The 24,034-nt window shown below is 46.3% G+C and carries 39 protein-coding genes; 1 reads left to right on the forward strand and 38 read right to left on the reverse strand.

Annotation, left to right across the window (positions count from 1 at the left end):
- Positions 1 to 67 precede the first annotated feature (67 nt).
- The 20 genes from BLV50_RS29695 to BLV50_RS29790 form a co-directional block, all read right to left on the reverse strand.
- Positions 68 to 307, reverse strand: coding sequence for a hypothetical protein (locus BLV50_RS29695; RefSeq protein WP_090811563.1), 240 nt, complete (start codon positions 305 to 307; stop codon positions 68 to 70).
- A 100-nt stretch (positions 308 to 407) separates the two neighbouring features.
- The gene (locus BLV50_RS29700; RefSeq protein ID WP_090811565.1) at positions 408 to 851 is read right to left on the reverse strand and encodes a phage tail tube protein; all 444 of its coding nucleotides are present in this window, start codon (positions 849 to 851) and stop codon (positions 408 to 410) included.
- Positions 852 to 854: 3 nt separating this feature from the next.
- Complete coding sequence (locus BLV50_RS29705) at positions 855 to 2,207, reverse strand: phage tail sheath subtilisin-like domain-containing protein (RefSeq protein WP_090811567.1); 1,353 nt, start codon at positions 2,205 to 2,207, stop codon at positions 855 to 857.
- The gene (locus tag BLV50_RS29710; RefSeq protein ID WP_256338079.1) at positions 2,188 to 2,433 is read right to left on the reverse strand and encodes a hypothetical protein; all 246 of its coding nucleotides are present in this window, start codon (positions 2,431 to 2,433) and stop codon (positions 2,188 to 2,190) included. Before BLV50_RS29710 ends, BLV50_RS29705 begins: the two co-directional genes overlap by 20 nt.
- Complete coding sequence (locus BLV50_RS29715; protein ID WP_256338080.1) at positions 2,430 to 2,900, reverse strand: hypothetical protein; 471 nt, start codon at positions 2,898 to 2,900, stop codon at positions 2,430 to 2,432. The genes BLV50_RS29710 and BLV50_RS29715 overlap by 4 nt, the downstream gene beginning before the upstream one ends.
- Positions 2,900 to 3,424, reverse strand: a complete 525-nt coding sequence (locus BLV50_RS29720) for an HK97 gp10 family phage protein (RefSeq protein WP_090811570.1) — start codon at positions 3,422 to 3,424, stop codon at positions 2,900 to 2,902. Before BLV50_RS29720 ends, BLV50_RS29715 begins: the two co-directional genes overlap by 1 nt.
- Entirely contained in the window at positions 3,414 to 3,737 is a 324-nt protein-coding gene (locus tag BLV50_RS29725; protein WP_090811572.1) for a hypothetical protein, read from the reverse strand. The genes BLV50_RS29720 and BLV50_RS29725 overlap by 11 nt, the downstream gene beginning before the upstream one ends.
- Positions 3,734 to 4,120 carry a head-tail connector protein gene (locus BLV50_RS29730; protein WP_090811574.1) on the reverse strand — a complete coding sequence of 129 codons (387 nt, stop codon included), beginning with the start codon at positions 4,118 to 4,120 and terminating at the stop codon, positions 3,734 to 3,736. Before BLV50_RS29730 ends, BLV50_RS29725 begins: the two co-directional genes overlap by 4 nt.
- Positions 4,098 to 4,427, reverse strand: coding sequence for a Rho termination factor N-terminal domain-containing protein (locus BLV50_RS29735; RefSeq protein WP_090811576.1), 330 nt, complete (start codon positions 4,425 to 4,427; stop codon positions 4,098 to 4,100). Before BLV50_RS29735 ends, BLV50_RS29730 begins: the two co-directional genes overlap by 23 nt.
- Positions 4,427 to 5,359: a phage major capsid protein gene (locus BLV50_RS29740; protein ID WP_090811578.1), complete on the reverse strand. Its 933-nt coding sequence runs from the start codon at positions 5,357 to 5,359 to the stop codon at positions 4,427 to 4,429. The genes BLV50_RS29735 and BLV50_RS29740 overlap by 1 nt, the downstream gene beginning before the upstream one ends.
- 29 nt (positions 5,360 to 5,388) lie before the next feature.
- Complete coding sequence (locus tag BLV50_RS29745; protein ID WP_090811580.1) at positions 5,389 to 6,642, reverse strand: XkdF-like putative serine protease domain-containing protein; 1,254 nt, start codon at positions 6,640 to 6,642, stop codon at positions 5,389 to 5,391.
- Between the two features lie 94 nt (positions 6,643 to 6,736).
- Complete coding sequence (locus BLV50_RS29750; protein ID WP_090811582.1) at positions 6,737 to 7,567, reverse strand: phage minor head protein; 831 nt, start codon at positions 7,565 to 7,567, stop codon at positions 6,737 to 6,739.
- Entirely contained in the window at positions 7,560 to 9,041 is a 1,482-nt protein-coding gene (locus tag BLV50_RS29755) for a phage portal protein (protein ID WP_090811585.1), read from the reverse strand. The genes BLV50_RS29750 and BLV50_RS29755 overlap by 8 nt, the downstream gene beginning before the upstream one ends.
- Positions 9,042 to 10,733: a terminase large subunit gene (locus BLV50_RS29760; RefSeq protein WP_090811587.1), complete on the reverse strand. Its 1,692-nt coding sequence runs from the start codon at positions 10,731 to 10,733 to the stop codon at positions 9,042 to 9,044.
- The gene (locus BLV50_RS29765) at positions 10,727 to 11,620 is read right to left on the reverse strand and encodes a phage terminase small subunit-related protein (RefSeq protein ID WP_090811589.1); all 894 of its coding nucleotides are present in this window, start codon (positions 11,618 to 11,620) and stop codon (positions 10,727 to 10,729) included. The genes BLV50_RS29760 and BLV50_RS29765 overlap by 7 nt, the downstream gene beginning before the upstream one ends.
- 255 nt (positions 11,621 to 11,875) lie before the next feature.
- On the reverse strand, positions 11,876 to 12,085 hold the full coding sequence (locus BLV50_RS29770; protein WP_090811591.1) for a hypothetical protein: 210 nt from the start codon (positions 12,083 to 12,085) through the stop codon (positions 11,876 to 11,878).
- 133 nt (positions 12,086 to 12,218) lie between these two features.
- On the reverse strand, positions 12,219 to 12,827 hold the full coding sequence (locus BLV50_RS29775; RefSeq protein ID WP_090811593.1) for a Mom family adenine methylcarbamoylation protein: 609 nt from the start codon (positions 12,825 to 12,827) through the stop codon (positions 12,219 to 12,221).
- A complete protein-coding gene (locus BLV50_RS29780; RefSeq protein WP_090811595.1) occupies positions 12,820 to 13,335 on the reverse strand; it encodes a ParB N-terminal domain-containing protein in 516 nt (171 codons plus the stop codon). The genes BLV50_RS29775 and BLV50_RS29780 overlap by 8 nt, the downstream gene beginning before the upstream one ends.
- 390 nt (positions 13,336 to 13,725) lie before the next feature.
- Positions 13,726 to 13,959 carry a hypothetical protein gene (locus tag BLV50_RS29785; protein ID WP_090811597.1) on the reverse strand — a complete coding sequence of 78 codons (234 nt, stop codon included), beginning with the start codon at positions 13,957 to 13,959 and terminating at the stop codon, positions 13,726 to 13,728.
- Between the two features lie 892 nt (positions 13,960 to 14,851).
- Positions 14,852 to 15,196: a hypothetical protein gene (locus BLV50_RS29790; protein WP_063564844.1), complete on the reverse strand. Its 345-nt coding sequence runs from the start codon at positions 15,194 to 15,196 to the stop codon at positions 14,852 to 14,854.
- Between the two features lie 110 nt (positions 15,197 to 15,306).
- Here BLV50_RS29790 and BLV50_RS29795 point away from each other — a divergent pair, with 110 nt between their 5' ends.
- Positions 15,307 to 16,134: a hypothetical protein gene (locus BLV50_RS29795; RefSeq protein ID WP_090811599.1), complete on the forward strand. Its 828-nt coding sequence runs from the start codon at positions 15,307 to 15,309 to the stop codon at positions 16,132 to 16,134.
- Between the two features lie 55 nt (positions 16,135 to 16,189).
- Here BLV50_RS29795 and BLV50_RS29800 read toward each other — a convergent pair whose 3' ends face one another.
- The 18 genes from BLV50_RS29800 to BLV50_RS29875 all read right to left on the reverse strand — a co-directional run bounded on the left by BLV50_RS29800 (position 16,190) and on the right by BLV50_RS29875 (position 24,032).
- A complete protein-coding gene (locus tag BLV50_RS29800) occupies positions 16,190 to 16,681 on the reverse strand; it encodes a hypothetical protein (RefSeq protein WP_090811601.1) in 492 nt (163 codons plus the stop codon).
- A gap of 102 nt (positions 16,682 to 16,783) precedes the next feature.
- Positions 16,784 to 16,909 carry a hypothetical protein gene (locus tag BLV50_RS33640; RefSeq protein WP_256338081.1) on the reverse strand — a complete coding sequence of 42 codons (126 nt, stop codon included), beginning with the start codon at positions 16,907 to 16,909 and terminating at the stop codon, positions 16,784 to 16,786.
- A complete protein-coding gene (locus BLV50_RS29805) occupies positions 16,910 to 17,089 on the reverse strand; it encodes a hypothetical protein (RefSeq protein WP_090811603.1) in 180 nt (59 codons plus the stop codon).
- Positions 17,089 to 17,463: a LexA family protein gene (locus BLV50_RS29810; protein ID WP_090811605.1), complete on the reverse strand. Its 375-nt coding sequence runs from the start codon at positions 17,461 to 17,463 to the stop codon at positions 17,089 to 17,091. The genes BLV50_RS29805 and BLV50_RS29810 overlap by 1 nt, the downstream gene beginning before the upstream one ends.
- Entirely contained in the window at positions 17,460 to 17,915 is a 456-nt protein-coding gene (locus BLV50_RS29815; RefSeq protein ID WP_090811607.1) for a hypothetical protein, read from the reverse strand. The genes BLV50_RS29810 and BLV50_RS29815 overlap by 4 nt, the downstream gene beginning before the upstream one ends.
- Positions 17,912 to 18,184, reverse strand: coding sequence for a hypothetical protein (locus BLV50_RS29820; protein WP_090811609.1), 273 nt, complete (start codon positions 18,182 to 18,184; stop codon positions 17,912 to 17,914). The genes BLV50_RS29815 and BLV50_RS29820 overlap by 4 nt, the downstream gene beginning before the upstream one ends.
- Positions 18,184 to 18,609: a zinc-finger-containing protein gene (locus tag BLV50_RS29825; protein ID WP_218135452.1), complete on the reverse strand. Its 426-nt coding sequence runs from the start codon at positions 18,607 to 18,609 to the stop codon at positions 18,184 to 18,186. The genes BLV50_RS29820 and BLV50_RS29825 overlap by 1 nt, the downstream gene beginning before the upstream one ends.
- Before the next feature lie 74 nt (positions 18,610 to 18,683).
- Complete coding sequence (locus BLV50_RS33010; protein ID WP_177031300.1) at positions 18,684 to 19,559, reverse strand: ICP22 family protein; 876 nt, start codon at positions 19,557 to 19,559, stop codon at positions 18,684 to 18,686.
- Positions 19,560 to 19,561: 2 nt separating this feature from the next.
- Positions 19,562 to 20,095 carry a crossover junction endodeoxyribonuclease RuvC gene (locus tag BLV50_RS29835; RefSeq protein WP_090811613.1) on the reverse strand — a complete coding sequence of 178 codons (534 nt, stop codon included), beginning with the start codon at positions 20,093 to 20,095 and terminating at the stop codon, positions 19,562 to 19,564.
- A complete protein-coding gene (locus tag BLV50_RS33015) occupies positions 20,092 to 20,244 on the reverse strand; it encodes a hypothetical protein (protein ID WP_177031301.1) in 153 nt (50 codons plus the stop codon). Before BLV50_RS33015 ends, BLV50_RS29835 begins: the two co-directional genes overlap by 4 nt.
- Positions 20,232 to 20,366 (reverse strand): hypothetical protein, encoded by a 135-nt coding sequence (locus tag BLV50_RS33645; protein WP_256338082.1) that lies wholly within the window; start codon positions 20,364 to 20,366, stop codon positions 20,232 to 20,234. Before BLV50_RS33645 ends, BLV50_RS33015 begins: the two co-directional genes overlap by 13 nt.
- A gap of 53 nt (positions 20,367 to 20,419) precedes the next feature.
- On the reverse strand, positions 20,420 to 20,614 hold the full coding sequence (locus BLV50_RS29845; protein ID WP_074092991.1) for a DUF6906 family protein: 195 nt from the start codon (positions 20,612 to 20,614) through the stop codon (positions 20,420 to 20,422).
- Positions 20,615 to 20,626: 12 nt separating this feature from the next.
- Complete coding sequence (dnaB, locus tag BLV50_RS29850) at positions 20,627 to 22,060, reverse strand: replicative DNA helicase (protein ID WP_090811618.1); 1,434 nt, start codon at positions 22,058 to 22,060, stop codon at positions 20,627 to 20,629.
- Positions 22,023 to 22,364 carry a hypothetical protein gene (locus BLV50_RS29855; protein ID WP_090811620.1) on the reverse strand — a complete coding sequence of 114 codons (342 nt, stop codon included), beginning with the start codon at positions 22,362 to 22,364 and terminating at the stop codon, positions 22,023 to 22,025. Before BLV50_RS29855 ends, dnaB begins: the two co-directional genes overlap by 38 nt.
- On the reverse strand, positions 22,351 to 23,346 hold the full coding sequence (locus tag BLV50_RS29860; protein ID WP_090811622.1) for a MarR family transcriptional regulator: 996 nt from the start codon (positions 23,344 to 23,346) through the stop codon (positions 22,351 to 22,353). The genes BLV50_RS29855 and BLV50_RS29860 overlap by 14 nt, the downstream gene beginning before the upstream one ends.
- A gap of 22 nt (positions 23,347 to 23,368) precedes the next feature.
- Positions 23,369 to 23,650, reverse strand: a complete 282-nt coding sequence (locus BLV50_RS29865) for a hypothetical protein (RefSeq protein ID WP_090811624.1) — start codon at positions 23,648 to 23,650, stop codon at positions 23,369 to 23,371.
- Positions 23,647 to 23,841: a hypothetical protein gene (locus BLV50_RS29870; protein ID WP_090811626.1), complete on the reverse strand. Its 195-nt coding sequence runs from the start codon at positions 23,839 to 23,841 to the stop codon at positions 23,647 to 23,649. The genes BLV50_RS29865 and BLV50_RS29870 overlap by 4 nt, the downstream gene beginning before the upstream one ends.
- A gap of 2 nt (positions 23,842 to 23,843) precedes the next feature.
- Complete coding sequence (locus BLV50_RS29875) at positions 23,844 to 24,032, reverse strand: hypothetical protein (RefSeq protein WP_090811629.1); 189 nt, start codon at positions 24,030 to 24,032, stop codon at positions 23,844 to 23,846.
- Between the last annotated feature and the right edge of the window lie 2 nt (positions 24,033 to 24,034).

The raw sequence follows: 24,034 nt of genomic DNA on the forward strand, positions 1-24,034 counted from the left end.
TCCTCCAGTGATTTTAATTTTGGCAATGAAAAAGACCGTCATATAAATGACGGTCACATTAAAACCCTTATAATAATGACGTTTTGACAAGTGTGATTATGCAAAAAATAGAAACTACTAATAAAATAATCGCTGTGTAGCGTTGGCTCTTCCAAATTCGAATCCCATTAGCAATAGCAAGGATGAGCATTGCAATGGCATTTAATGCAGTGGAATACCCTTGAACTGTGTTAATAACAAGCAAAATCATTACCACTACCCAGGCAAACCAGAACCAAAGTGGGAACTTCTGAAAAAACTCTTTCATCGTGATTTTCTCCTTATGGCTTTTATTCTGTCTGTAGTAGGGTATTCTTCAACTTATATCAAATTCCTTTATTTGGATTATAATCGCTACGAAATTAATATTAAGCCATGTAATCAGGGAACTGCTCTACAAACTCGAAATCCGTAGCTGTTCCCTCCAAGGTGATATCAATACCAGTATTGCTGTCTATCTGAGCAACCAAAATGTCCATGTTGCCGTGGATATGAATCCCTGTCAAAAGGACCCGTTCCGTATTTCCCGTTTGCATGTCTTCCAAGGAACCAGTGATGCGATCGAGGAACATGGTCTTACCTGCTTTAAAGTCCTCCAACAGACGATAACGCATCCTGGATTCCAATTTGGACATGACCAGTTTAACCGGGATTTCATAACCCACAATTTGTTTAGTCTTCGCCATTCGACGAGCTCGCACAATATCCAATGTTTCCGGATTCAGTGTGACTTCAATTTCCTTGATAGTCTGAACTGAATCCCCGTTATCATCTTCACAAGAAAGATTCCGGCCAATAAGTTCGCGTTCCATTTATTATGCCACCTCCCATGTAATGTAGAATGCTTCAATGGCATCAAGCGGCTTGGCGAATAACTTGAAATAAGCGTAATCGAAGTCACTCACATTGTTCGGATCTTCCGTGAAGGTATAACCTTCATCAATCGCTTTTTGGCTCCTGCGGATTGCCAAGTATTCAAGCACAGCTGCAATAAACATGCCCCGACCGTCCTTGTCATTGTCGAGTTTAGCTTTCCACTTCTTGGCCGTGGAATAGATATCGTTCAATACCTGATCAATCGTCATAGAGACACGGATCTTGCCGAAGTCTTCACGCTCACCTGCGCCCATCGTGGTCAGAGTATTCACTGCAGACTCAATGATGTAATCATAACCGTCACGAGTTGCCATCAGAGTGCCTTCAGCCAAACCTTTAATGACTTCAGAATGGCTCCAGTCAACAGCCGCTTGTGTCATCGGTACCTTAACCCCTGTGAAAGACTTATTCGCAGGCGTGCCCGCCATCAGGCCAGCCACCCAAGCAGCCCATTGCACTGAGTTGTATGTTTTGCCGTTGATGTGAGTACCAGCGAGTGAGTTATTAACAATGAAACGGGCATTCATGGCGCGACTTCTGACATTATGCTTCTCAATGTCCGTATCATCCAATGCGATGCCAGCAACGACCAACTGAGCGAGTTTGCGGGCCTTCATGCGACGATCCAGTAGCCATTGTTTTGCAGCCGCTTGGACAGCTGCGTCAGTGGAAGGTAAATAGAACACATCGAAAGTGAGGCCATCCACCCGATTAAAAATACGACTCCAGTCGGACGCTGTGATTGTTGCAGTGCCGGTTACTGCACCTGTCAGCGGTGTGTATGCCATATCTGCCCAAGCAACAGCACCTGTTGATTTGAAGCGGACCATATTGGACTTCTTCAATGCTTCTTCAGCAGAAGATTTATCTGCCACTGTGAAAGTTTCTGTGTCGTAAATCCCTTTGGTGTCTCTGATGATGACCTCTTTCTTGGAGGAATCCACCAAGCTGGCACGGATCATGTATTCAAAATCATTACCGCGCAGTCCTGGGTACCGTGCTTGAATTGTGTAACTGTCGGTAACTGCAGAAGCAGCAGCCTTTTCCGAACCGTTGGTTACCCGGTACCCGACCACAGTCGCTCCGGTTTCCGATGCCAGCTCCAATTCATCCACCTGCAGACCGCTTTCCTTTAATCGTTCGGACGTGTCCGCCATATCAACAGCTTGGTTGACTGCCCCCCACTCCGCTTGATATGGGATCAATACACGGCCTGTCACTGGCACTACCCTTGCTTTGGCCAAAGCGATCAACTCAACGTATCCCCCTGGTCTAACCCTCTGAATCGACATTCAACGATTCCTCCTTCGTTACCGCTGGTCGCAAGTATGCATCCAGTCGGTTTTGTACTTCCTGCTGTGATAGCAGGGTGTTTGCTTGGCAATCAAAAAGGGCGCCCGCCACCTCAAAGCGTTCATGCTTCAAGGCGGCTGCACCCTCAATCCATTCTAGTTTGGTACGCTTGTTCAGGTCTTCCTGGACAGCGGCAACAAGCCTTTCCTTTCGTGTTGTACTCATGGTGTGAGCTCCTTTCCTTCATATCCGATATGGAATTCATTAATCTTCGGCACCGGAACCTTCGGAACGGATAGCAGATATGAATACCTGCAGGTGATTTCAACCCGATCCTTTTCAGGTCGGTTGCGTGGTGGTTCCATAACGAGTGCAACACCAAAGCGTTTCGAAGCGTAAAGGTACTTTTTTTGGCGTAAGAATGTGAAAAACGGAGCCAGATCAAAGGGGATAGGTTCACCTTCGTCTTCCTCCGTCACACGTTCCTTGTCAAAATGGAACGCCAGCCCCACATCTTCGACTATCCGGTTAGCACGCGGGCTATTAACTTTATCTGATACAAGATCCGTCTCAATAAAAACAGAAGGTGTATCAAAGTTCCCGGCCAGCCACTGTGTCCGGTCCCGCAAGATCGTCAGGTTCGGATAAACATGCCTTACAATCTCAGCCCAAGCCTTCAAGCCTGCATCCATCAGCGCAACACCCTTTCCATTTCTTTGTCCAGGCGTTGTATGATGAGCTGATTCATCCCGCCTTCAAATTGGGCTACAGCAATATCAAAATACTTCCGACCAATGAAGCTACGCGGCTTGGCCATAAATCCACCTTTGGCATTTCGGTCATACACAAAAGACCCACCGCTGTTCCAATACCCCGGAACAAAGTGAGCCTTATGAATTGTATAGCCTTCATTGATCAGACGGGGATAACCCCATTCACCTTGTTTGGATGAACCCGATCCCAAATCAGAACCGACCTCCAGCGTGATCGCATTTCGGTCCACGTCCCATTCCCATACGTTACCGTCACCGCCGCGAGTGAATGAGTTCCACATCAAGCCCGTATCAATCAGGCCTTGCCGATCAATCTCGTCAATAATGTGACTTAACAGGCTCTCACCCATGGCCTCGGCAATATTGGTCAGGACTTGCTTCATTCCCTTGTCGGCCAGCTTTCTGAAACGCCTAGCCAACCCGTCAAAGTCGTTAACGATCATTGCCCTTCACCTCACACGTGACCAACAATTCACGCCAATAACGGCGCGGATCAGAATCAATAACCAAGTAGCGCCGCCCAAAGAGGACAACTTCGTCACTAACCCGAACTTCAGCTGTCTTTGGAACACCGATTGTCTTTTTGACGATGTACATCACGGGTTTGGCATCAGCCTTGTCGGAAGTTTCCGTCTTGATGATATGACATTTGAGGTCCGCAATCTTCCCGCTCTTCCGATCATTAAACAGATCGTCACCATCACGATTGCTGCCCACCCGGTAGACTGCAATCGGCGTTTTAAATCGGTGATTCACAGCAAATAGGCCGTGATGTTGCCATCGTCCGGCCCTTCCTGTTGTTTCTTCACCCACAAGAACAGGATCGCATCCACGTCCGGGTTCCCCGTGGTCTTCCCTGCGATGGCCTGACGTGTGTATGTCCAAGCCCCGTCACTCTCAGAAGCATAGTTCCGGGCGACGGAAGCAAGGTATTCCTCGCTATCCTGCAGAGAAAGCCCTTCGGCCAGCTTCACCCATGCAAGCATGAGCTGCCGATCCACTTCTTCGGGGAATGGAATAGGCAAATACAATTCAATTCGCACTTGTGCATCATCAATATACTGTTCCAACTGCTCCGTTTCAGCTTCCTGAATTGGTGCAACCCGACTGCGAGTCTTAAGAAGTTGGGGCGTTAGCATAAGGATCATCCTTCTGCGGCAGAGCTGCCAGTGCATCGGTCAGTTCTTGCTTGTTCATGGATGAATACCCTTTGATACCCGCGGCCTTTGCCTGCTCCTTCAGCAAAGTTAAGTTTGGTCCATCGTCCTTGCCACTATCGTCAGCTGGTGGAGCTGGGTCAGGTTGAATGTCTTCAACTGTGAAGTGTTCTTCCTGACTCAGCTTTTCCGCGATCTCAGCATCAACCAGAATAGGCTTACCTGGTACGAAACGATGGCCATATTTGGATATTGACGTGTTTTTGCCTGTGAAGGTCACCTTACGCATTAAAACGTCACCCCTTCCGCAATTGACACAGCGCCCGGCTCTTCAAAGATGGAATCGTAGTCAGAATGGATAGCATAGAAGCGTTTATCCTCGTAAATTGCTTCCTTACCTTCAGTCGTCTTACGGATTTGCATGTCATAGGTGTTCACCAGAACAAAATTATCGTGATACGTGAAAATTACGACACCTTCAGGCATGTGCGCGACTTCTTCAACATCATAAGAGTTGATCTTTTTCACGCCACCCATAATTTGCAACTGAATGGATGCGCTAGTGTCCTTCTCGGCCAACTTCTCCAACCGCTCGGAGAACGTGTTGGGGTGCATGAAGTATTTAAATTCACCTGCAGCACGCAAACGTGTCGGTACAGCACGTTCCAGTTGAAAGAAGATCCCGATTTTCTTTTCGTCAGGCAGTGTTGCCCAATCTACGAGATTTCCTTCTGCCTTAGCTTTCTTCAACCATCCATTGTTGATTTTCAAGAAATCATAATCTGGATCAGTGTTTGGTGTAGATGTATCACCATTAAAGCCAAGATCCTGCATGTTATCCGCGTAGTTCTTGGTCATAGCTGTCATGATGATATCCTCAGCATTTTGGCCACGCACGCGTTGCGTTTGACGGATGAACTCTTCGGTAATTTCAAATGCCAGCACAACAGGTGCAACAGCATACGGAACTTGCGGGAATGTTGGGCGTGTAATTTTACTTACCGTATTGTTTTCCACTTTACCGCGAAGATTCCGACCAGTTACACCAATTTTATCAATAGTTCCCTTAGAACTTGTACGGGTAACTGTACGAATGCCTTTCAAGAAAGCTGTTGATTCATACGCCATTTGCAAAAAGGCATCAACTTGCTGATAGTTAAGAGCTGGTGAGTCCATTGATGTAACAGTAGTAGATTTGATAACTTGTCCATTGGTTTTCATATGTTTAATTGTCTCCCTTCAAATTTGAACTACAGCAAGCCGCTGAAGCTTACGCTGCCATCAGCTTTGTGAATATTTTCATCCTGAGCCCCACCTTGAGCAGATCCACCACGGCTGTTTTTAACGATTTGCACATCAGCAGCCAACGTGGTCATTTGCTCAGTCAATGGAGCGAGAGCCTTGGCAATGGCATCAGTCACTGCGTCAGCCTCTGGATTAGCGCCTGTTCCTGCATTCGGTGTTCCAGCGTTAGGATCAGGATCACCTTCACCATCCTGTTTCTTCAGTTCAGTCACATCAGCAGCCAATACTTCCATTTGTTTAACAATAGGTCCAACAGCAGCCTGAACGGCTTTTTCAATATCTTCTGGTTTCAATTCGTCTTCCTCCTCTGGTTCCTGATCATCTGCAGGAGCCGTCTTATTTTTAAGGTCGGTCAATGTAGCAATCGCATCATCAATGTGTTGCAGGTTGCTGGCAGAAATCTTTTTCCCAGCTTTGACGATGGCTTCAGGAGGTTTCCCGATAGCCTTCACGATATCTTCCTGCACCAATACGTCCTGGGCGATCTCAACAAAATCTTGCAGGGCTTCTCGGATAACTTCGGGATCTGTTTCCATTCCCGACTCCCACGAATCCCATCGGAACAAGACATCATTCAGTGCATCTTGCGCCGCCCAAAACTCACGTTTCTTACGATTCTTGTTGTATTTGTCAGCAACAACACCTTTGACGATCGGTGCCACCGCTGCGTTAATCGCCTTTTTGATGGTCTGCATGAGTCCTTTTGAAACTGTTTCGTCCTCAACTTCTTCACGCTTACCCACGCCAAACATTGAAAAGCCTGTGATGTCACCTTTCTGGATTTCTTCCCAGGTATCATCATTAGTCACCTTCACACCAGCAACCCAAGATCCTTTTGCAATCACTTGGTCGCCAATTTCCATATCACAAGGGGCAATATAGGATTCAACAACGTATCCTTTGTCCGGGTCCAGATCGTGCTGCTTATCAATGTTGTAGGTGTGCTGGTTCTCCATGAACAAGTGAGCTGCCTTTTCGATCTCGACAGCATCCATCATGTCACCATGGACATCTTCGACATCAGGCTGATATACCACACCAATAACAATGTGTTGTGTATCGTCCACCTTGGCGATTTGGACTTGCTTTTGAATAGCGTTTTTCCCAGGGGCCTTGATAATGGCAAACGGCACACCATTAGCGCCCTTATCTACCAGCGACAAGTGCGTAATCTTTGCGTCCTTCATTTTGTAGGTCATTTCTTCTTTCACCTCCTCTCATGTACAGTTCCATAGCAAACAGGCATGACCACAACAGCACCATACCAACACTTTTCATATTCAGTTCACCTCACTAATCAAGTACCAGTTGCATAGTGCAACGGCAGTGTATGATTTCCTTTGCTTCGCCTGAAGGATCACCCGGATACATCAGCTTGCTTTTGCCGACCTTAAACGGCTTGTCCAGCTCAACCACTTGGCCACTTGCCTTGCGGTGAGTCTTTCGTGTCCTCGTGCCGGCAGCAGAACGCCATTTCTTACCCTTGGCAATCTCGGATTGCTTCCAGCCTTCCAACTTGCCACCATTGGCCGCTGCCGTGCTCATCGTTCGTGATACCCGTTGCGCTCGTACCATGCTGAACGGTCCATCTTCACCCGTAGCGGCAAGAACGCTGATCTCTTGGACCAGCAAAGCACGTTCTGAAGGTGTCTTGCCTTCCTCAATCGCCTTTTTGAAGCTGCGCAAGAGTGTATCCGTTGAAGACTGGTTCATATCGGGTACCAGGCTGCGGATCTCCTTGACGAATTTCTTGGCCGCCTTATTCCCCGTACTCCAAACCTTTTCCTCATCCAGCTCCAACAGCTCAGATTCCCCGGCCAGATCGAATAGCGGCTCAAAGGCTTCTTGCACTGCCTGTTCAAACAGATCAGCAAAGACATCAGAAGTGTGCAAAGCAAGAAGAACCTTCCCCAACTCACCGATATTCCCGAGGGCTTCCTCGCTCAGTTCAGCTATCGCTTCCTGGAGTGCTTGACCTTGTAGTTCCAAGATCTCTATGATCCGGTCCTCACCCTGCTTGTACAACTCTTCAAGCAACTTGCGTTCCACATAGGATAATTCCAGACTATCCAGAAACTCATCGTCATCTGCTTTAACGATCAGCTCCCAACAAGCTTCACACATGAGCGCCCACCTCAGCTGAACCTTTCCGTAGTAAACGCTTGGCGATGATCGAAACACGCTCCTGCAGATCATCAACGTCGCTTTGTCCTTCCGGATCAAGAATAGCCGGCTGGCTTCCTGCCAATTGTGCAATCGGCGTATCAAGGTATTCCGGGCTGAACTTGCTTTCATCGATCGTCGTACCCAAAACGTCCTCAGCAATTGGGATAAGGTCACGGACCAACATAATGCCGCGGTCAGCGATAAAATCCAACATAGCTTTACGATCTGCTGGATCAATGATGCTTGGTGCCCGAAGCACCGCCTTAACTCGGAAGATTCCCATGGCCGGGAACAATCGCTTGTTGAATATCTCATTCATGATCCATTTACGGTAAGGCTCAAATACCTGTTCTTCTGCAAACTGCAATGCTGCCTGAGCCGTAGCCCGGTTATAGTCTGAGCTCTGACCAACTAGGATTGGCGGCAATCGGAAGGATGACAATATATCAGCCTTCTTTTCCTTCCCGTAATCCAGGAAGAGGGCATCCTGCTGCAGTAAGTCATTCAGCTTGTCCATCTTGATGGATACCTTCTCAACCTTCTCATCCATGGGGCCGCCTGTCTCTTGCCCTTTGGCTTCAAGGTAGAGAATACCGCCTTGAGATTGAGATCCTTTTACTTTGCTCAATAGTTCCATGGATTGCTGAGTGAGTCGCCCATTCGTCACAGTCAGGATCATAGAAAGCATCCGACCATTTGAGAAATAGGATACGTTCAATTCCTCAGCTTCACGGGAGCCGACCACACCAGGCGCGTTCCCAAACCAGCGGGGTTCACCGTAGGCACCGTCATTGCCAACCTTCAACGGAATGACCTGATTCTCGGTACCATCGGTACCAAACAAACGGAACCATACAACCGAAGTTCCCCGCTTCATTGCATAACGACGTGCGTAAATCTGTTGAGTGAATTCCTCAACCGTCTTGGTGGAACTGATCCGCCGTTTGCGTTTGATAGTCGCTGGATTACTTTCCTTGGTATAACGGACGTACTTCGGGTCCATACGGAAGATCGTCGGAAACTCGCTACCTGCAGGCCAAGCAACTTCCATGTTGGCCATCCCCGTGCTTTCCAAATCCTCAATAAGTTGGCCAATGATCTCTTCAGGATTGTCTTCAAGATTGCATGTCTCCAAAAAGCGTTCTGCACGGTTCCATTCTTCCTTGGCCGTTTCATCACTCTCACCTGGCAAATATTCCAGCGCAATGCCGTGGCCAGCAATGTTGCGCTTGTATGCCTCAATACACTGAGGAATGATGTTGCTGTTTTTGACAAGCAGCCTGCAGGATGTAGGATCGTTACCTGATTCAAATGGTAACAGCCCGTGATGATCGTATAAGCTGTCGAATGCATCGGGAAGTTGGGCACTGGATGGAATGTGCTTACCTTCCTCTTTCGCAAATGGAACCCATGATGCATTGCCTTCACTCAATTAAATCCACCCCGCTCCCCCATTGTGTTCTTCATGCTTCGATTCCTCCTGTTGCTGTTGTTTTTTCTTGAACCACTCAAACCATTTGTCAGCTACTTGTCTCACCTGTAGGGCAATGGAATACGCCATGATTCGGTCATCGTGACAGCCGCTATCGGCTTCTGCTTTGCCTTTATTGTCGATGAACGTCATACACTCACCGAACAGATCAGGACAGTAAATGTCATAAAGCTCATCCCGAATAGCTTCTTTGAAATCACTGATCATCACCGGACGGGTTGCCTTATTGGTTTCCCATCCAAGCTTGCCCTTCTTGTGTAGGAACAGCAGCGGGTAATGACATGTGTTGAACAACGTATTGAGAACAGATTCCCCAGTGTTGTTGTTTTCCACTGCCAGCAGTGCCGTGTTGTAATACAAACCCAGCGTGTTCAGCTTCTTCCCGTACAAGTCTGTGTCCCACTTGCCATGCAGAGCGGCGCACATTTCGCCTGTACGCGCATCAATCACATAAGCAGCGTCATAGTCGCCATCTTCGGTACCCTTTGCTGTATCTGCAGATAAAATATATTGCTTCCCTTGCTCTGGAAGGTGATAGATGACCAGTTCCCCCGCATGAGCCGGGATAACCTGTTCTTTAACAAAATCAATTTCATGAATAGCACCTTTCAGTTTAATTGCTTCCTTCAGGCGCTTAATGAATTTGTTATCAAAGATGCTTTCACCAGATAATAGGAACCCTTCATCAGGTTCAGAAGGATACTCCTGTTCGAATTGCCGTGAATCGCCACCACAGTCGTTTCGGATGGTGTAGCGTCGCCATTGCAATTGCTCATCATCCAGCCTGTATTTCGCTTTCAGCTCCAACTCTTCTTCAGTCAGTTCAAAACCAGGAGGAACGGGTTTGCGATAGTCAGGCATTTCGAACCATGCAAAAAAGAGCGGAGAAAAATCATTCTCGCCCTTCACGGCTGCATCCCATATTTGTTTAAACTCTTCCATGCCGTTTGCAGTCGATTCGATAATCCCAATACTCCCCGGCTCCTTCGACAATGCGGCCAAGAGCGACAACAAGTGACGCTTCTTCTTCTTGGCTGGCCAGAAGGCAACCTCCGACGCATGAAGATAATGAATCGTATCGGAACGGGCAAGAACTCGGCTTTCGGCTGTCTGAACGGTGATCTTCGATTTAAGCCCCGGATTTAAACGACGGTCTGCCGTCCTGATCGCGGGATTCTCAAAGGTCAGCTTCTTGGCGTTGTTCTTGCGATTCATCGGCTGTATGACCGACGGTACTCGCTCATAATACAACTGGAACATATCAAACAAGTTACTGGAAGCATCTGAAGACTGAGCAACGATAAAGGCATTCTTTGCTTCCTGCAGTGACGTGAAATAGTAGATCAATGCCTCAGTCACCGTTGAAAAGCCCATTTGCCGAGCTTTCAGAATGATGATCCGAACGGGCTTCCCTGCTTCCAGATCCTCAAATACCTTTGCAGCATAACGCCGCTGGGCATCATTGAGGATCAACCGTACCATAGCACCGGACTTGTCCTTGATCTTGAGCATCCGGTAACAGAACTGTTCGAAATCAAGCAGGATCGCCTTTAATTCAGCCAGCTTGTCCGGTCGTTGTTGCAGCTTACGCTTGATTCGACGACGGTGTTCCTTTGCTAATGCGATTACCAATCTAAATCATCCCCATCGTCATCGTCATCGTCTACATCACTTCCGCCCCCACTCTCATCCCCATGACCCAACGCCTTGTATTTGTCCAGCTCAAGACGTTCACGGGCGATTCTCAATTTTTCTTCCTCTTGTTGCAAGCTGGCAATCAGATTAATAACCCGCAATTTCTTGTCCCTCGTTTTGACCAAGGCTTCCTCTTGTTTAAGGATTTTGTCCAGCTTGGACGTGACAACGGTCGTGATCTCCGTGACTTTCATACCTTCGGTAAGCAGAGGTACCGTTATTTCCTTCCCCGTCTTGGGACTTGTAACAGGTACTTTGTCCTTCCGTTGCATGAGCTCCTGCTTGGTCTTACGTTCTTCGTCAGTCAGACCGGCTTCAAGCAGCTTGACCCGCTTCATGTGCCTGCGTTCTTGCAACGACAGCATGATTAACTGTTCATTGAGCTGAGCAAGGGGGTCAGTGTCAATCTGATTGAACATATCCTGTTCATCAGGCTCTAACGCATCCAGGAAGATCGTTTCATACATACCCGTCTTCAACGCCTTCTTATTTCGGTATGGACCACCGGGGCCACCGCTGTTCCCCACGGCATTTTTATTCCCTGGTGGAGCACCGCCTCGATTACCAGCTGCGTTCTTGTTGCCTTTGGGCGCTCCCCTTGATTTCGGAACGCTCCCATTCGTTCCATTTGGAGCGTTCCCTTTGAGAGATCCCTCAGCGCTCCCATTCAATTCGTCTTCCCAACGATCCATGGACTTCCATTTGCGGACCCTGGACTCAGGAACAGAAAGAGCGGCGGCGATGTCTTTAAGCTTCATCGTTCCGCCGCTCTCCAGCCACATCAGTTTAGCCTTGTCCCGCTCGGGACTTCTCTCTCTGGCCATCTACATTCATCACCACCCCCAACAATAAAAATAATTTTATTTTCCATAATAGAATTTGCGTGTAGATCGGACATTTATATATATACCAACAAAAAGGAGATGTTAAGATGATCAGAAACATGTGTATTCACTGTCTAAAGGAAAGGAGTCTTGTAACCGAGTCTGTTCGTTTCTTTGAGCAAAAACCAGAAGATAAGTTGGTGAGCTTCCGTTGTACTGATTGTCAGGAACTTATCTCGGTGATTATTTACAACATCATAAGTCATCCTGCTGAAGCTTGATATCCAATTCGATAAGCCGTTCCAAGTCCTGAACGGTCTGCATTTTTATATGTCCAGCCTGCAGATCACGAACCCACTGGGCAATGGCTGCTTTAACGATTTTGCGATATTGTTCCTTGCTTTCAAGGATACCTTCTGCCACTTCGAGTTCATGCTGCAACAAAATTTCATCTTGTGTTCTCATGTGGAATCCCCGACTTTCCGTTATGATGGAATGCGAGATAGCGGCGGTGTCGATAAATGCCGCGCGCGGCGGGCCGCTATCTCAGCCGGGGGATACCCTGGGAGAATGGGGAGACGTTACCGCGTCTTCCCTTTTATTTTGGGTACGGTTTGTGCAAAGGCAGGATCTTACGCCGCATCTTCTTGTTCAGCGGCATCAGGTACTTGTGCTTACCCTCTGTCCGATACAATTCGGCATTGGCATCCAGGTTGTTCCTGATCCAATCGATGCGTTGACTGCCGGTACCGTACTTGCTGTGAATCGATTTGGGATGTGTCTTCTTCCCTTTAATGATGAAATAATGCTCCCCGTCCGTCTTTCCCTCGTAGATCCAGTTCGTTGCCTGATAGATCCCGCCGTGATGCTTTTGCTCAACGTCCGCATAACTGACGATCAACTCCACATTGGGGGATTGCTCCTTCAAAAACCGGATCGCTTTGGCAAGGATCTCCGATACAAATGATTGATGCTTGGTCAATGCAACCCGGGTCAGTTCACAACATTCGCGTTGCGTCAGGCCGTAAGGAGAACCGATATTCTGAGTCGCCCCACGGCTGAATATAACAACCCCGATAAACTGGCCATTTTCCCACGCTCCCACCTTCACCGACTTCCCTGCGGGCAAGCTGCGGCTATAGTGGAAGTTCTCGCAAGCAAACTTCGCTGCTTCATGTGTCGCCCAATCGACTCTCAGATCAATCATGTTCAAAGTCCTCCCCGCAATGCGGACAAGTCACCAGCTTTGAACTCAATACCCCCAAATCACCTTGATCCTCGGAAGTACCTGCTTCGAAATTCGGGATCTCAATTTCACCAAGCATTTGCTTCAGGTCCACATCGTCGAACCCGGATAAGGAAATATCCACGCCTTCCTGTTGCAACTCAACAAGTAGCTGCGATAAGGCATCTTCATCCCATCCCCCTGATACCTTATTCAAAGCAATATTCAGGAGCCGTTCCTGCTGATCGTCCAGATCCACCGCGGAAACCTGCAGTTCAGTGTGCCCCAGCTCGTTGACCATGATTTTATAACGTTGATGGCCACCGACCATGTTTCCCGTACGTTCGTTCCAGACAATCGGCTCCACATAACCGAATTCCTCAATGCTACGGCGAAGCTTTTCGTATTTTGGATCTCCTGGCTGAAGGTCAACCCGGGGGTTGTAGGCTGCTGCATTAATCTGATCGATTGACACGATTCTGATGTTCATGATTTCTACCTCCATTTATTTTAGCAACAATACTTATACATAGAACGATTCTTATTGTGAGCCCACAACGGAAGGAGGCAAACACATGACAACAGCAGTTCTGTTCCTCGCTATCTTCGTTATCGCAATCCTCAAGAAGTAATCAACACACCATTTTAAGTAAAGGAGATGAAGGAATTGAATCAACGAGATCCACCTGATTTGTGTTGAGTTGGTTTCAACGTTTGGGTGACCATCATATCCATGCGTACGCTCACTCAGACGCTGTTCTCCGCTCTTCAATAGACTGATCCCTGCAAACGGACGTTCTCATATAAACAAGCTTAGAATGGCTCACATTCTGTCATATGAAGGCAAAAGAAAAAGCACCACGATGGGTGCTTAGTTAAATTACTTTGGTGGGGTCAAATTGAGCTTCAGCTCCATCTTTTCTTTGTCGCCTACTACTTCAATTTTCAAAATATTTGGAACATGTATAAAATTATCACCATATTCCAGCCATTCTTGTTTGTTCATGTTTAACATCCGAAGACTTTCACGAGCATCTTTTTTATAGTCGTAGTCTGTTTCGAACTCTTCTTTTTCACCATTAATGTAAGTGAAGATATATTTTACTTTGCTCATGTTGTCACCTCCTCGACATCACAATTCGACAATCAGGAAGGTTTTTCCTCTTTGGGACAGACAGGTCTACTACAGAACTGCTTCACTCCATCCCATCTTCCCCATACACAACCTTTGCATTTCTCCGGCTGCTTGTTGGGGCGAATGCGTATCCTCTTACGTCTTCTGCTGATCACTTCAATTCCTCCAATAAAAAAAGCCGATCCAGTGAAGGAACGACTTTAATGTGTTATGTATGATGTTGGTGTTACGTCCTAAAAGCATGCGCCCGACACGGTCGCCGCAAAAACGCTGCGCTCTTTGCTTTAAATGCATACGTTCTAAGTTACTAGAGAGGAAGAACAAGACCATTTTACTGATTAAGCAAAACGGGGGTCAAGCTCTTCAAATTTGATTCTTGCCGAAATTCACTATTCCATCTGACATTTACGAGAAGATACTCACTAATTCGATATAAGACACGATATTCGACACCGAAATGGAATAAATCTCTGGCGCTTTTCTATAACAATAATATGAAAACAAAATTGTTTTCAAAGACTTATAGAAAGGAGCGTGTATTTCATGAAATTATTCTATCTTATGGTAACACTCATTTCATTAGCAGTAGATCTGGTATCACTGATTGTTGAGCTTTTCAACCTGTTCAGTTAATAACAGAAAAGGCGAGAAGAGGAACGCCCCGGTCATGTGCCGCATTGTGCAGCCGTGCGTTTCATTCGCGCCTTTTTCTATGCTCCTAATGTATCATGGAAAATTGGTCATGTGGGGTTCAAAATGGTCTCAAGAAAAACCATTATTGGGTCATTATAGGTTCAAAATTCTGAAAATATAATGTTGTACTAAAGTCAAACGAGCCTTAAAGAATTTAAGGCTCGTTTGACAATTCAGTTTATTCGAAAGTTACACTCTCACTTTTACCATTCCAATCAATTTTAAATATGATTGGATCTTTGGTTTTATCAGAATCGGTCACCAATCCAGAAATCTTAAATGGTGTTTCCTTTGTGCCATAAGCCTTACCCTCTTGGTCGATATTCGTACCAGTCACACCATATACCAGATCATTTATTTGTGTCTCATCCCCAATATATGTGATGCCAAATGATCCTGTTGATCTCTGGAATGCGACATCCCAGTGTTCACTTTTAATATGTTTAATATCACCATTTCCACATGCGCCTAAAATAATCAAAAGAAAAGTCAAACAAATAAATAACGATAATATTTTTCTCATGTTATTTCCCTCCTACCTAATTATAACCTAAAATGTGAATTTTGATTCAATAACTGGGACTTAGGTTAATTAAGAAATGAAATAAAAATCCAAAATTTAGGAGAGATAAGATGAGGAAAGTAAAGAAGTTATTTAGTACATTATTAGCAACAACGATGTTATTTGGCTCCGTCTCCGTTGCAGCCGCTTCACCAAACGGAGAAGTATTTCCTAATGAATCAACCGTTCCGGAAGGCTTCAAAGTAATTAAGGAATATGATACCGCTGACGAAAGTAATAAAGTTGATATGCAAGTAGAGGGACGTAGCTTCAACCCTGATTATGAAACTAATACTAATACTAATACTTTTAGTACATCTCAATCTACCAACTCTACAGAAGAAGTAGATTATGAAATTATAAAGAATGAGACATATATCTACAGAGATTTACAAAATATTGAAACAGGCGAAGTAGTTACTCAATTCAAGACCGATATGGTAGTGAATGCTGACCAATTTCATTGGACAGGCACTAACAAAAATAGCGAAAATACAGTTAATTTAACAATCACACTGTACTATCATGCAACAACTAAAAATCGATTCATATACAACGGCTTGGATAAAGTTTACTATCGGTATGATAAAGGCACCAATTGGAGCACCAATAATGCTAAACCCACAGGTACAAATTCATGTCAAGTAATTCAAATTGGTCCAGGAATCGACACCAAGGCAAAGAATCAAAAATATGATTGTTCCCGAAATTTTACACTTGTAGATTTTGGTAAAACATATTTAGTAACCCCTCCTTCAAGTTGGGTAGAAGTTCTTGAAGATGGATTGGCATCTCAAGTAGGTCTCAAAGTTCAAACGAGTTTTATAAATCAGTCTAATAATAATAAGGTTTTCAATTATGGGTGGGAATTAAAAATTAAAGGTCAGAGTCCTATTTGACCTTCTTATATGGAAGCTAAAATCCAGTTGGATTTTAGCTTCTTTATTTTTAGAGTTAGAAATTTGCATCATCTTGCTCAAAGAATCCGATAAGCTTCAATGTATTGCCAACGCTCTCAATACCCTCATCGATCTTCCGCTTGATGCTACTATCACTGAGGGAACGCCTGAAGAAGAGTATCGTTTCCTTGCGTGAGTAGCCTTGGATGTATCTGTAGTCGACTGCCTTACGGGCTTCTTCGTCTTTAATTAGACGTTGCGCCCTTTCCAACTGGTGTGTATAGAAGTCATATCTTTTGTACACCCAGCGTTGTTTCTCTATAAGAATCGTAGCGTTTGCCGTTTTGTCAGCATGCAAATCTGTCTGATCGATGCGGCGAGCTGCTTCGCCATCGATGCCTACTTGTTGCATATCCAGCTCAAATTGCTCAAAGTCTCTCATCAAGGAGACCATATCTGTATATTTATCGAGCAGGAACTTTGTCCGCTGGATTTCCTGTTTAGATGCTTTTGCAAAGAGTTCCCCTTGTCCCCATGCCATCGCCATTCCCCTCATTCCCCTTTATCCTGTGATATACTAATAAGAGGAATGAGGAAATAACATCCACTACATCCCCCGCCTGGCCGCCAAGCTCGCGGGGGATATTTATTATACTGGAATAACTTCGTTGCAGAACTCGTCCCACTCCGCTTCACATTCTTCAACGGACCAGCCGTTTACCAGGTCTAGCGGATATCCGTACTCCAAAAGCAACGCCCTAAAATCCCGTTCCAATTACCACTCACCCCCGCGTTTGTAGTACCTACTGTTGCCATTGTGCTGTTGTGGAGCAGTAACCGCCTTTTGCAGCTTGTCAGGCCGTTTAGGTGGATGCTCAGCGCCAATTGCTTTCAAATGCTGTTCAATCCTCTCCTTGGTCCACGTTTCTTTTTTTACATCCCGATAATCGATCATCAGCAAATCCTCCCCGACTGAATGCCTTCCTGTAGATCAGCCAGCAAGTTATATACAGACGCATCATGTGTTTCCTCAATGCCTTGATCTTGAATCCATCTCATGATACCCGCTTGAGTTACAACCTTTGGCCGTTTGCCCTTCTTGGTCAATGCCAGGGTGCGAACGCCGCCAGAAGATTGCGTTAGATACCCTTTCCGAATAAGTGAATTCACATGTGAATGAACCGTTGAAGCAGATGACAACATAATTCCATCCGCAATTTCGCGAATCGTGGGACTGTACCCGTTGTCTTCAATGAACATCCGTACATAATCGTAAACGTCCTTTTGACGTCGGCTGAGTGGCTTGTCCAATGTTGCCGATGTCGTCATGCCTTTTCCCCTTCCTGTCCCAGATAGGCCCTTGCTCGTTTGCCTTCATCTTCTGAAACTTCACTTTCCGCAGTGCAAGCAGGGTCACTGGGCCAAAGCTTAGTATTTACGTAGTTCGATGCATCCGCATACCATCCAATTACATTTCGAGCTTCTTCAAGCTCCTTAAGGAGCTGATCAGCTTCAGCACGAGCATCCAACATTTCACCGATATTCTCACCGCGTTTCGCTTTGTAATCCCGAAGTTCTTGAATTGCTTGATTCCTTTCATAGATTGCAAACTCAGCGGCCTTTAACAATTCGTCGAATTCATCATCGGAATCCATAGTTAACGGTGTGCAGTAATCTGCTGGCCTGCTGAACAAAACCCGATCTTCTTCCGACCACAACAACTGCCCTCCGTCCGGCAAGTCGAAAACCTTATATCCGTTCACATCTCGTTTAATACTCATGACTGTTCACCCTCCGCCTTCTTGTCTTTTGAACTTCGTACCCATGTGAATCCTCGGTACCGATCTTCGATCAGATATGACTTACCCTGCGGCACAAAATTACTCGGCTCTACCCGCAACTTACCAAAACCCGTTTCAACTGATCCTTGTTTCACCAGTTCCGTACCTGCAGCACATACCATTTTGATCTGATCGATGCGGCAGCCGGTTCGAATTAACGGTGCAAGCTTCTGATCGATCAATTGAATTACCTTTGGTGAGATGGCCATCAAGCTGTCTCCCCCTTGTACCAGTCAGGTTCCTGCAGGACATCAATAGCCTTAATCAGCAAATCCTTGTCGAACCAACCAAAATGGCATTCGTTTACGGGTATACCTAACCTTGTGGCCAATATGCTGTATGCCTGGCGGCGTTTAACCTTCTTGCCTTTCCAAGCAGGATCGAATAATGAATGACATTTCTTCTTGAGCTGCCGCAACTCCCGGTTGGCCAGCCGACCCAAGGGGATATCCGTTCCAGTGTGAACACCCACATAAGCGTCACAGCATGTGCATTTGTACACCCGGCCGTTACCATACTCTTTACCGTAAATCGCTGCGTTGCTGGTATAGATAACGTCACTGCTGCAGTAAGAGCACGTGACGGGTATCGGATAGCTGTCGATCTTCATTAAAAGGCTCCTTTCTACGATCATACGTTCCGTTTGATGCATGCAGTAGGTCACCCCGGCGAACGTTCGACCGGGGGATGCTGCTATATGAATGATGCTTAGACTGCTACGCCATCCTGCATCATCTTGGCTACTCTCTTTTTGTAGGCGTTGAACTTGGAGCTGATCTGTGAACTTGGAATGTTCATTTCTTTTGAGATCTCCAACCATGTCTTGCCCTCTACCTTCCGTTGCTGAAGGAGTGCAGGGAAATCAGCAGGACCATCAGCGAACTTGATATCATCAAAGATTGGCCGTTGATTGAGAATGAACATCTCAAGTTCTTCCTTACCGATCTCAGCAGGTGCACTATCTTTGTCACCTGCAGGCGGATCTTGCTTCACTTCCTGCTGTTCATCTGCTGGCTGCTCATCGCCTTGCGATTCTTCGGAAGAGAAGTCCATTTCCTTCGATCCGGGGCGATCATCCACCCCTTTCATCCAATCAGGGATATCGTCGTTATCGTTATCACCGTATGGATCATTTGGATCGGTACCAGGATCGGTACCAGGATCTTCACCATCTGTCGGTGAAACAGTTGGTTGTTCGTTCTCATTCTCCGATTCTTGGCCGTCTCCGGTCGGCTCCTGCGGCTGAATCGGTTCTCCATCTGAACCAAACAACTGAGCTTGGTTATCGTCCTGCTCGGGTTCATCTCCTGGCTTTTCAATCTTAGTAACCACACCAGATTGATCAGTGGTTACGCGATGGCCATTCCATTTGCGGTACATATCATCACGTTCTTCGTCATCGAAATCAAATGCGGCTTGCGGATCTCCCAGATGGACCATAACGTCTTGCCCTTGGCTGTTGCTCAAGAATTCCAGGAATGGAACAGCCGATTTCAATGGGATAAGCAATTTCACCTCAACTTCAGAACCAATTTTGATACCCTTTGCTACCTCTGCTGTAAATTTCGCGAATTCAATTGTCATGATTATGCAACTCCTTTGATATATTTTTGGTCATATGCCCAACAAAGGGCTAAAGCATCGGACTGATCGTACAAGCGTTCTTTCAAGTCACCAGCTTTGTATTTTCCTTTACGGTCGTCTCTCTTGTAGTACACAGGAATTGCGATCTTATCTAAATCAAGGTCGAATAGCATTTGCATCTCAACCGCAACCGTTTCTTTATCTGCATTTCCTTTGCCTGTGAACATCTTCAGTTCCGAAGGACGTATCTCAGCAATTCGAACGCGATTGTGGAGTGCAGCCAATGTAACCATGGAATACGCACCAACCAAAGCGATTACGCTATTCGCATTTTTGAAATGTACGGGTCGTTCCAAAATGACGACATCAGGTTTGTGAGATCGAATCATGTCGTAGTTGTCCTGATAAATGGCGTTCAAGACCTTGGGCATCGGTATTTTGGAATAGTCCTTTAAACCGAAATCGATTGGTTTGCCCTTCGTCATAGTTGCCCACCCCGCATAATTGGTCCCGTGATCAATGCCCATAATCTTCATCGTATGGCACGATTCCTTTCCTTACGCCGCTGCCTTGCAGGCAACATGTCCCGCTTAATGACAAACACCTCGGCCAGCTTACGACCATCGTCCCCGCGAACAACGTAACTCAAATGTGTCTGATGGTGCGGATCAATCAGCTTTCGCATGCTGCACCTCCAGTTCCGACAATTGCATCAAACTCAGCGATCCCTTCGTGGAGCTCAGTTTGATCAATCCCCGCAAATTCCGCCTGCAGCTCGTCCCTGTCAGGAACTTGTCCCGTGTTCATGAATCGATGTCTCATGTACTCTGACACGGACCATCTGGTATAAGGACTGCCCATCAAGTACGCACCTTGTACGGCCGCAACATGCCATCGATCTTGTCCAACAACCAGCGTTTCCCCGAATGCTTGTTCAGCAGTACAACACCTTCAGACGTTTCCCTTTCAGACAACCAGTTTTCCAACGTTACGCCTGGTCTGGCCTTGAGCAGATCGATCTTTTGTTTCTTGGTAAGCCGTTTACCCTGTTTCATGTCCGTTCCTCCTTACGCCCATTGGCGTTGTTCAATGTTTTGGGGCTGTTGTGGGGGTTTTGGTCCGAATGAATCGTTATGAGTGCGTTGGTAATTGACGAATTTATTGAACTGTTTCAGGAAGACAAGTTCGACGGTACCCACGGGACCATTACGTTGTTTACCGATGATGATCTCGATGATGTTCTTCTTCTCTGACTCCTGGTTGTAGTAGTCGTCCCGGTACAAGAACGATACGATGTCGGCATCTTGCTCAATCGAACCAGATTCACGAAGATCACTCATCATTGGCCGTTTGTCCTGGCGTTGTTCGACTGCACGGCTGAGCTGGGATAAAGCAACAATGGGAGCATCCATTTCTTTGGCTAATTGTTTCAATGTCCGAGAAATAAGGGAAACTTCCTGCTGCCGGTTCTCGCCAGCTTTAGAACGTCCGGTCACCTCAATCAGCTGCAGGTAATCGATGACGATCAGCCCAAGGCCCTTTTCCTTTTTGAGCCTGCGGCATTTGGAACAAATGTCTTGAACCGTTATGCCTGGCGAATCATCAATGAAAATATTAGTTGCGCCCAATGTGCCAACCGCATCTGCGAGGGTTGTCCAGTCTTGATCCATCAAATCCCCGCTCTTCATCACACTGGCATTCAAGTTGCCTTCTGCACTGACCATCCGCTGCACTAACTGACCCGCTGACATCTCCAAACTGAAAATCGCTACAGTCTCATCCGTCTTAATCGCCACGTTCTGTGCAAGGTTGAGCGCAAAAGCAGTCTTCCCGACCGAAGGACGCGCTGCAACGATAATGAGATCCGTCTTTTGTAAACCGCCTGTGATGCCGTCAAGATCAGCGAAACCTGTCTGTAAGCCCGTGACAATGCCATTTTTCAAGTTGGTTGCCTTCGTTTCTGTCGTTTCAACGAAATCCACCAACACTGTTTGAATCGGCTTAAAGTCTTGTTCAGGCGCCGCTCTGTCTGCTAATTTCGCATTAGTTTGATGGGCACTAGCCAAAAGTTTTGGAACCTCAGTGCCTGCCGCAGCTTGTTGAATCTGCAGCAGGCTCGTCCGGATGAAATCCCGACGAATCGCCGTGTCTTTTAATTGATGGATGTATTGGTTGTAATGTTCCACATTGGAAGCTTTCGGAACTGAACTTGCCAGCTCGGAAAGATAAGTTACACCGCCAATATCATCTAGATCACCCTTATCTTTGAGTCTCCCGACCACTGTTACCAAATCAACAGGTTCCTGATTCTCTGCCAGTTCCACGAGTGATTGGAAAATCAAGCGATGCTTTGCGCTGAAGAACTCATCTGAATCAAGTTTAGTGGCGATTTCTTCAGCCATTTCAACATCAATGAGTGCCGCACCCAATATAGCTTGTTCGGTCCCAATGTTTTGTGGCAGATCAATCCCTGGTAGTACGAAGTTTTGCAAGTAAACCATCCTTCCATCCTGCGGGGGGCAGTGTTGCCTTTGCCCGGTTAGCTTCTCGTTGATCCAAGTACGCTCTGGTTGCTTCCAGCTCACGTTCTCTCGTAGCCTGATCAACAGCAAAACCTCGTATCTCAGAGATCTTGGGGTAAAAACTGTTTGTCTCGATGTGCCGTTCAACGTTTTGTACAGCCGTTTCAAAAGGGAAATCTTTCAGCGCCTTGAGATGGCGATCCACGTTCTCGTCACTGTCATCAAAATTCGGATATTCATCGGTTATCAAAACGAATAACCTAAGGACATCAGCTCTTTCCACGGGCTTCCTCCTCTCTCAGTCTCTGCTTTAGATTCTCTCTCTTTTGCTGTTGACGGTTTAACCTGCGCGGCTGAGTGGCCGCTGCCGCTTGTGTGTTTGGAACTAAAACAGGTTTAAATGGCTGTTGGTCCTTTGCTTGATGAATTTTCCAAGCTTGTTCAATGCCCTCGACGTAATACAAAAAGCTCTTAGGCATTGTAAAACTTTCTCCCTCACGTTGACGTTTTGCCTGAAGCAGGCTTGCCATAGTTTGGATGGTAAAAGGGTTAGGCGTACCTCCGGCGACCATCTTACCCATGGCTACACGTTCGTTTTGAGAAACATGAATATCAAGTTTGTTGTTCATCTTGCAATAAGCATCCAATATTTCAATCACTCCACCGTCTCCGGATGGAACAGGATTTAATATGTCATCCCATGAATCTTCACTAGTAGTAGTTGTAGTAGTAATAGTAATAGTAGTACTATCTTTTAGATCGGACAGTTTTGTCTGATCACTACCCAAATTTGCCGTGTGATCGGACATTTCTGTCTTATCACTAGGCGACTGATCAGACAATATTGTCCGATCACCGTGATTGTGATCGGACATATTTGTCTTATCACTGACTTCATGATCGGACACTTTTGTCCGTTCACTTTCGACTGATCGGACATTTCTGTCTGATCTCTTTTTGGAATTTCGAACCTTCAGGATCAATCCTCTTGGTGCCCTGGTCACATTGATGTACTGATGTTGTTCAAGTGCATCCAGCCATCTACTGACGGTTTTGTCATTGACTTCGAAATACCCGGCTATCTCAGACAGCTTCATTGGCTTACCGCCGAGGACAACGCCCCAGACAGTTTCCTCTTCCTCAATCTCCTTCGTAGTTGAACTGATGCACCAGAGGAAAAGCCATATCGCGTTGCCTATTCGTTTGTAGTGTTCTGGCTCCAAGATGCCGGAGTAGATCGGAAACGGGTAACTGCCTTCTGGCATGCCGTTCATCCCCTCGTTAGTGCTATGATCTAATTATTGAATTGATTTCGGCACCGAGTTTACATTCAACTCCATGTGTGGTGAGCATCCCAACTTCAACCCCCGTACTCAACTCAGAGACAACAATGTTAAGGAAATCAGGCATCTTATCACGTTCACCAACCACAGCCATTTGAGCACCAAGGGCATATGCTGCAGCCCTAAAATAATCAACTGTTGCACCTGGCCCTGCAGTAGTCGCTTCATCAAGCAACTTTTCCATGCCTTCAAATACATTCAAGCTTAACTGTTGTTGATTGCTCACTTTGGTTGCCCCTTCCCCAATCCCTTACGAATCTGATCTTGAACAGTAGCCCAAGCATTTTCATAGACAGCTTCTGGATTATCTCCCGGCTGAAGTTCCATGTTTATACTTGCATCCACCTTGAGGCTTTGGAAATTCCCCAAATTTTTTGTGAATGAGATCCCTACGGATATTTGCTTAACGCTTGCCATACTCATTGCCCCTTTCTGTGTTGCAAGAATACGTGCGGATATTTGACCCGCTTGACCTCCCAATCCGGGTAACCACGTTCAAAGTAAGCTAATGTTTCCCGTTGAAACGCTGCTTTGTCTGTATCAAACAGTTGCCAGATCCGCTGACCCATCATGCTCTTCAGGAGCGGCTTGCCTGACAAATCATTCATAT

Origin of the sequence: Paenibacillus sp. 276b (assembly GCF_900107875.1) — a bacterium.
Classification (GTDB): Bacteria; Bacillota; Bacilli; order Paenibacillales; family Paenibacillaceae; genus Paenibacillus; species Paenibacillus marchantiae.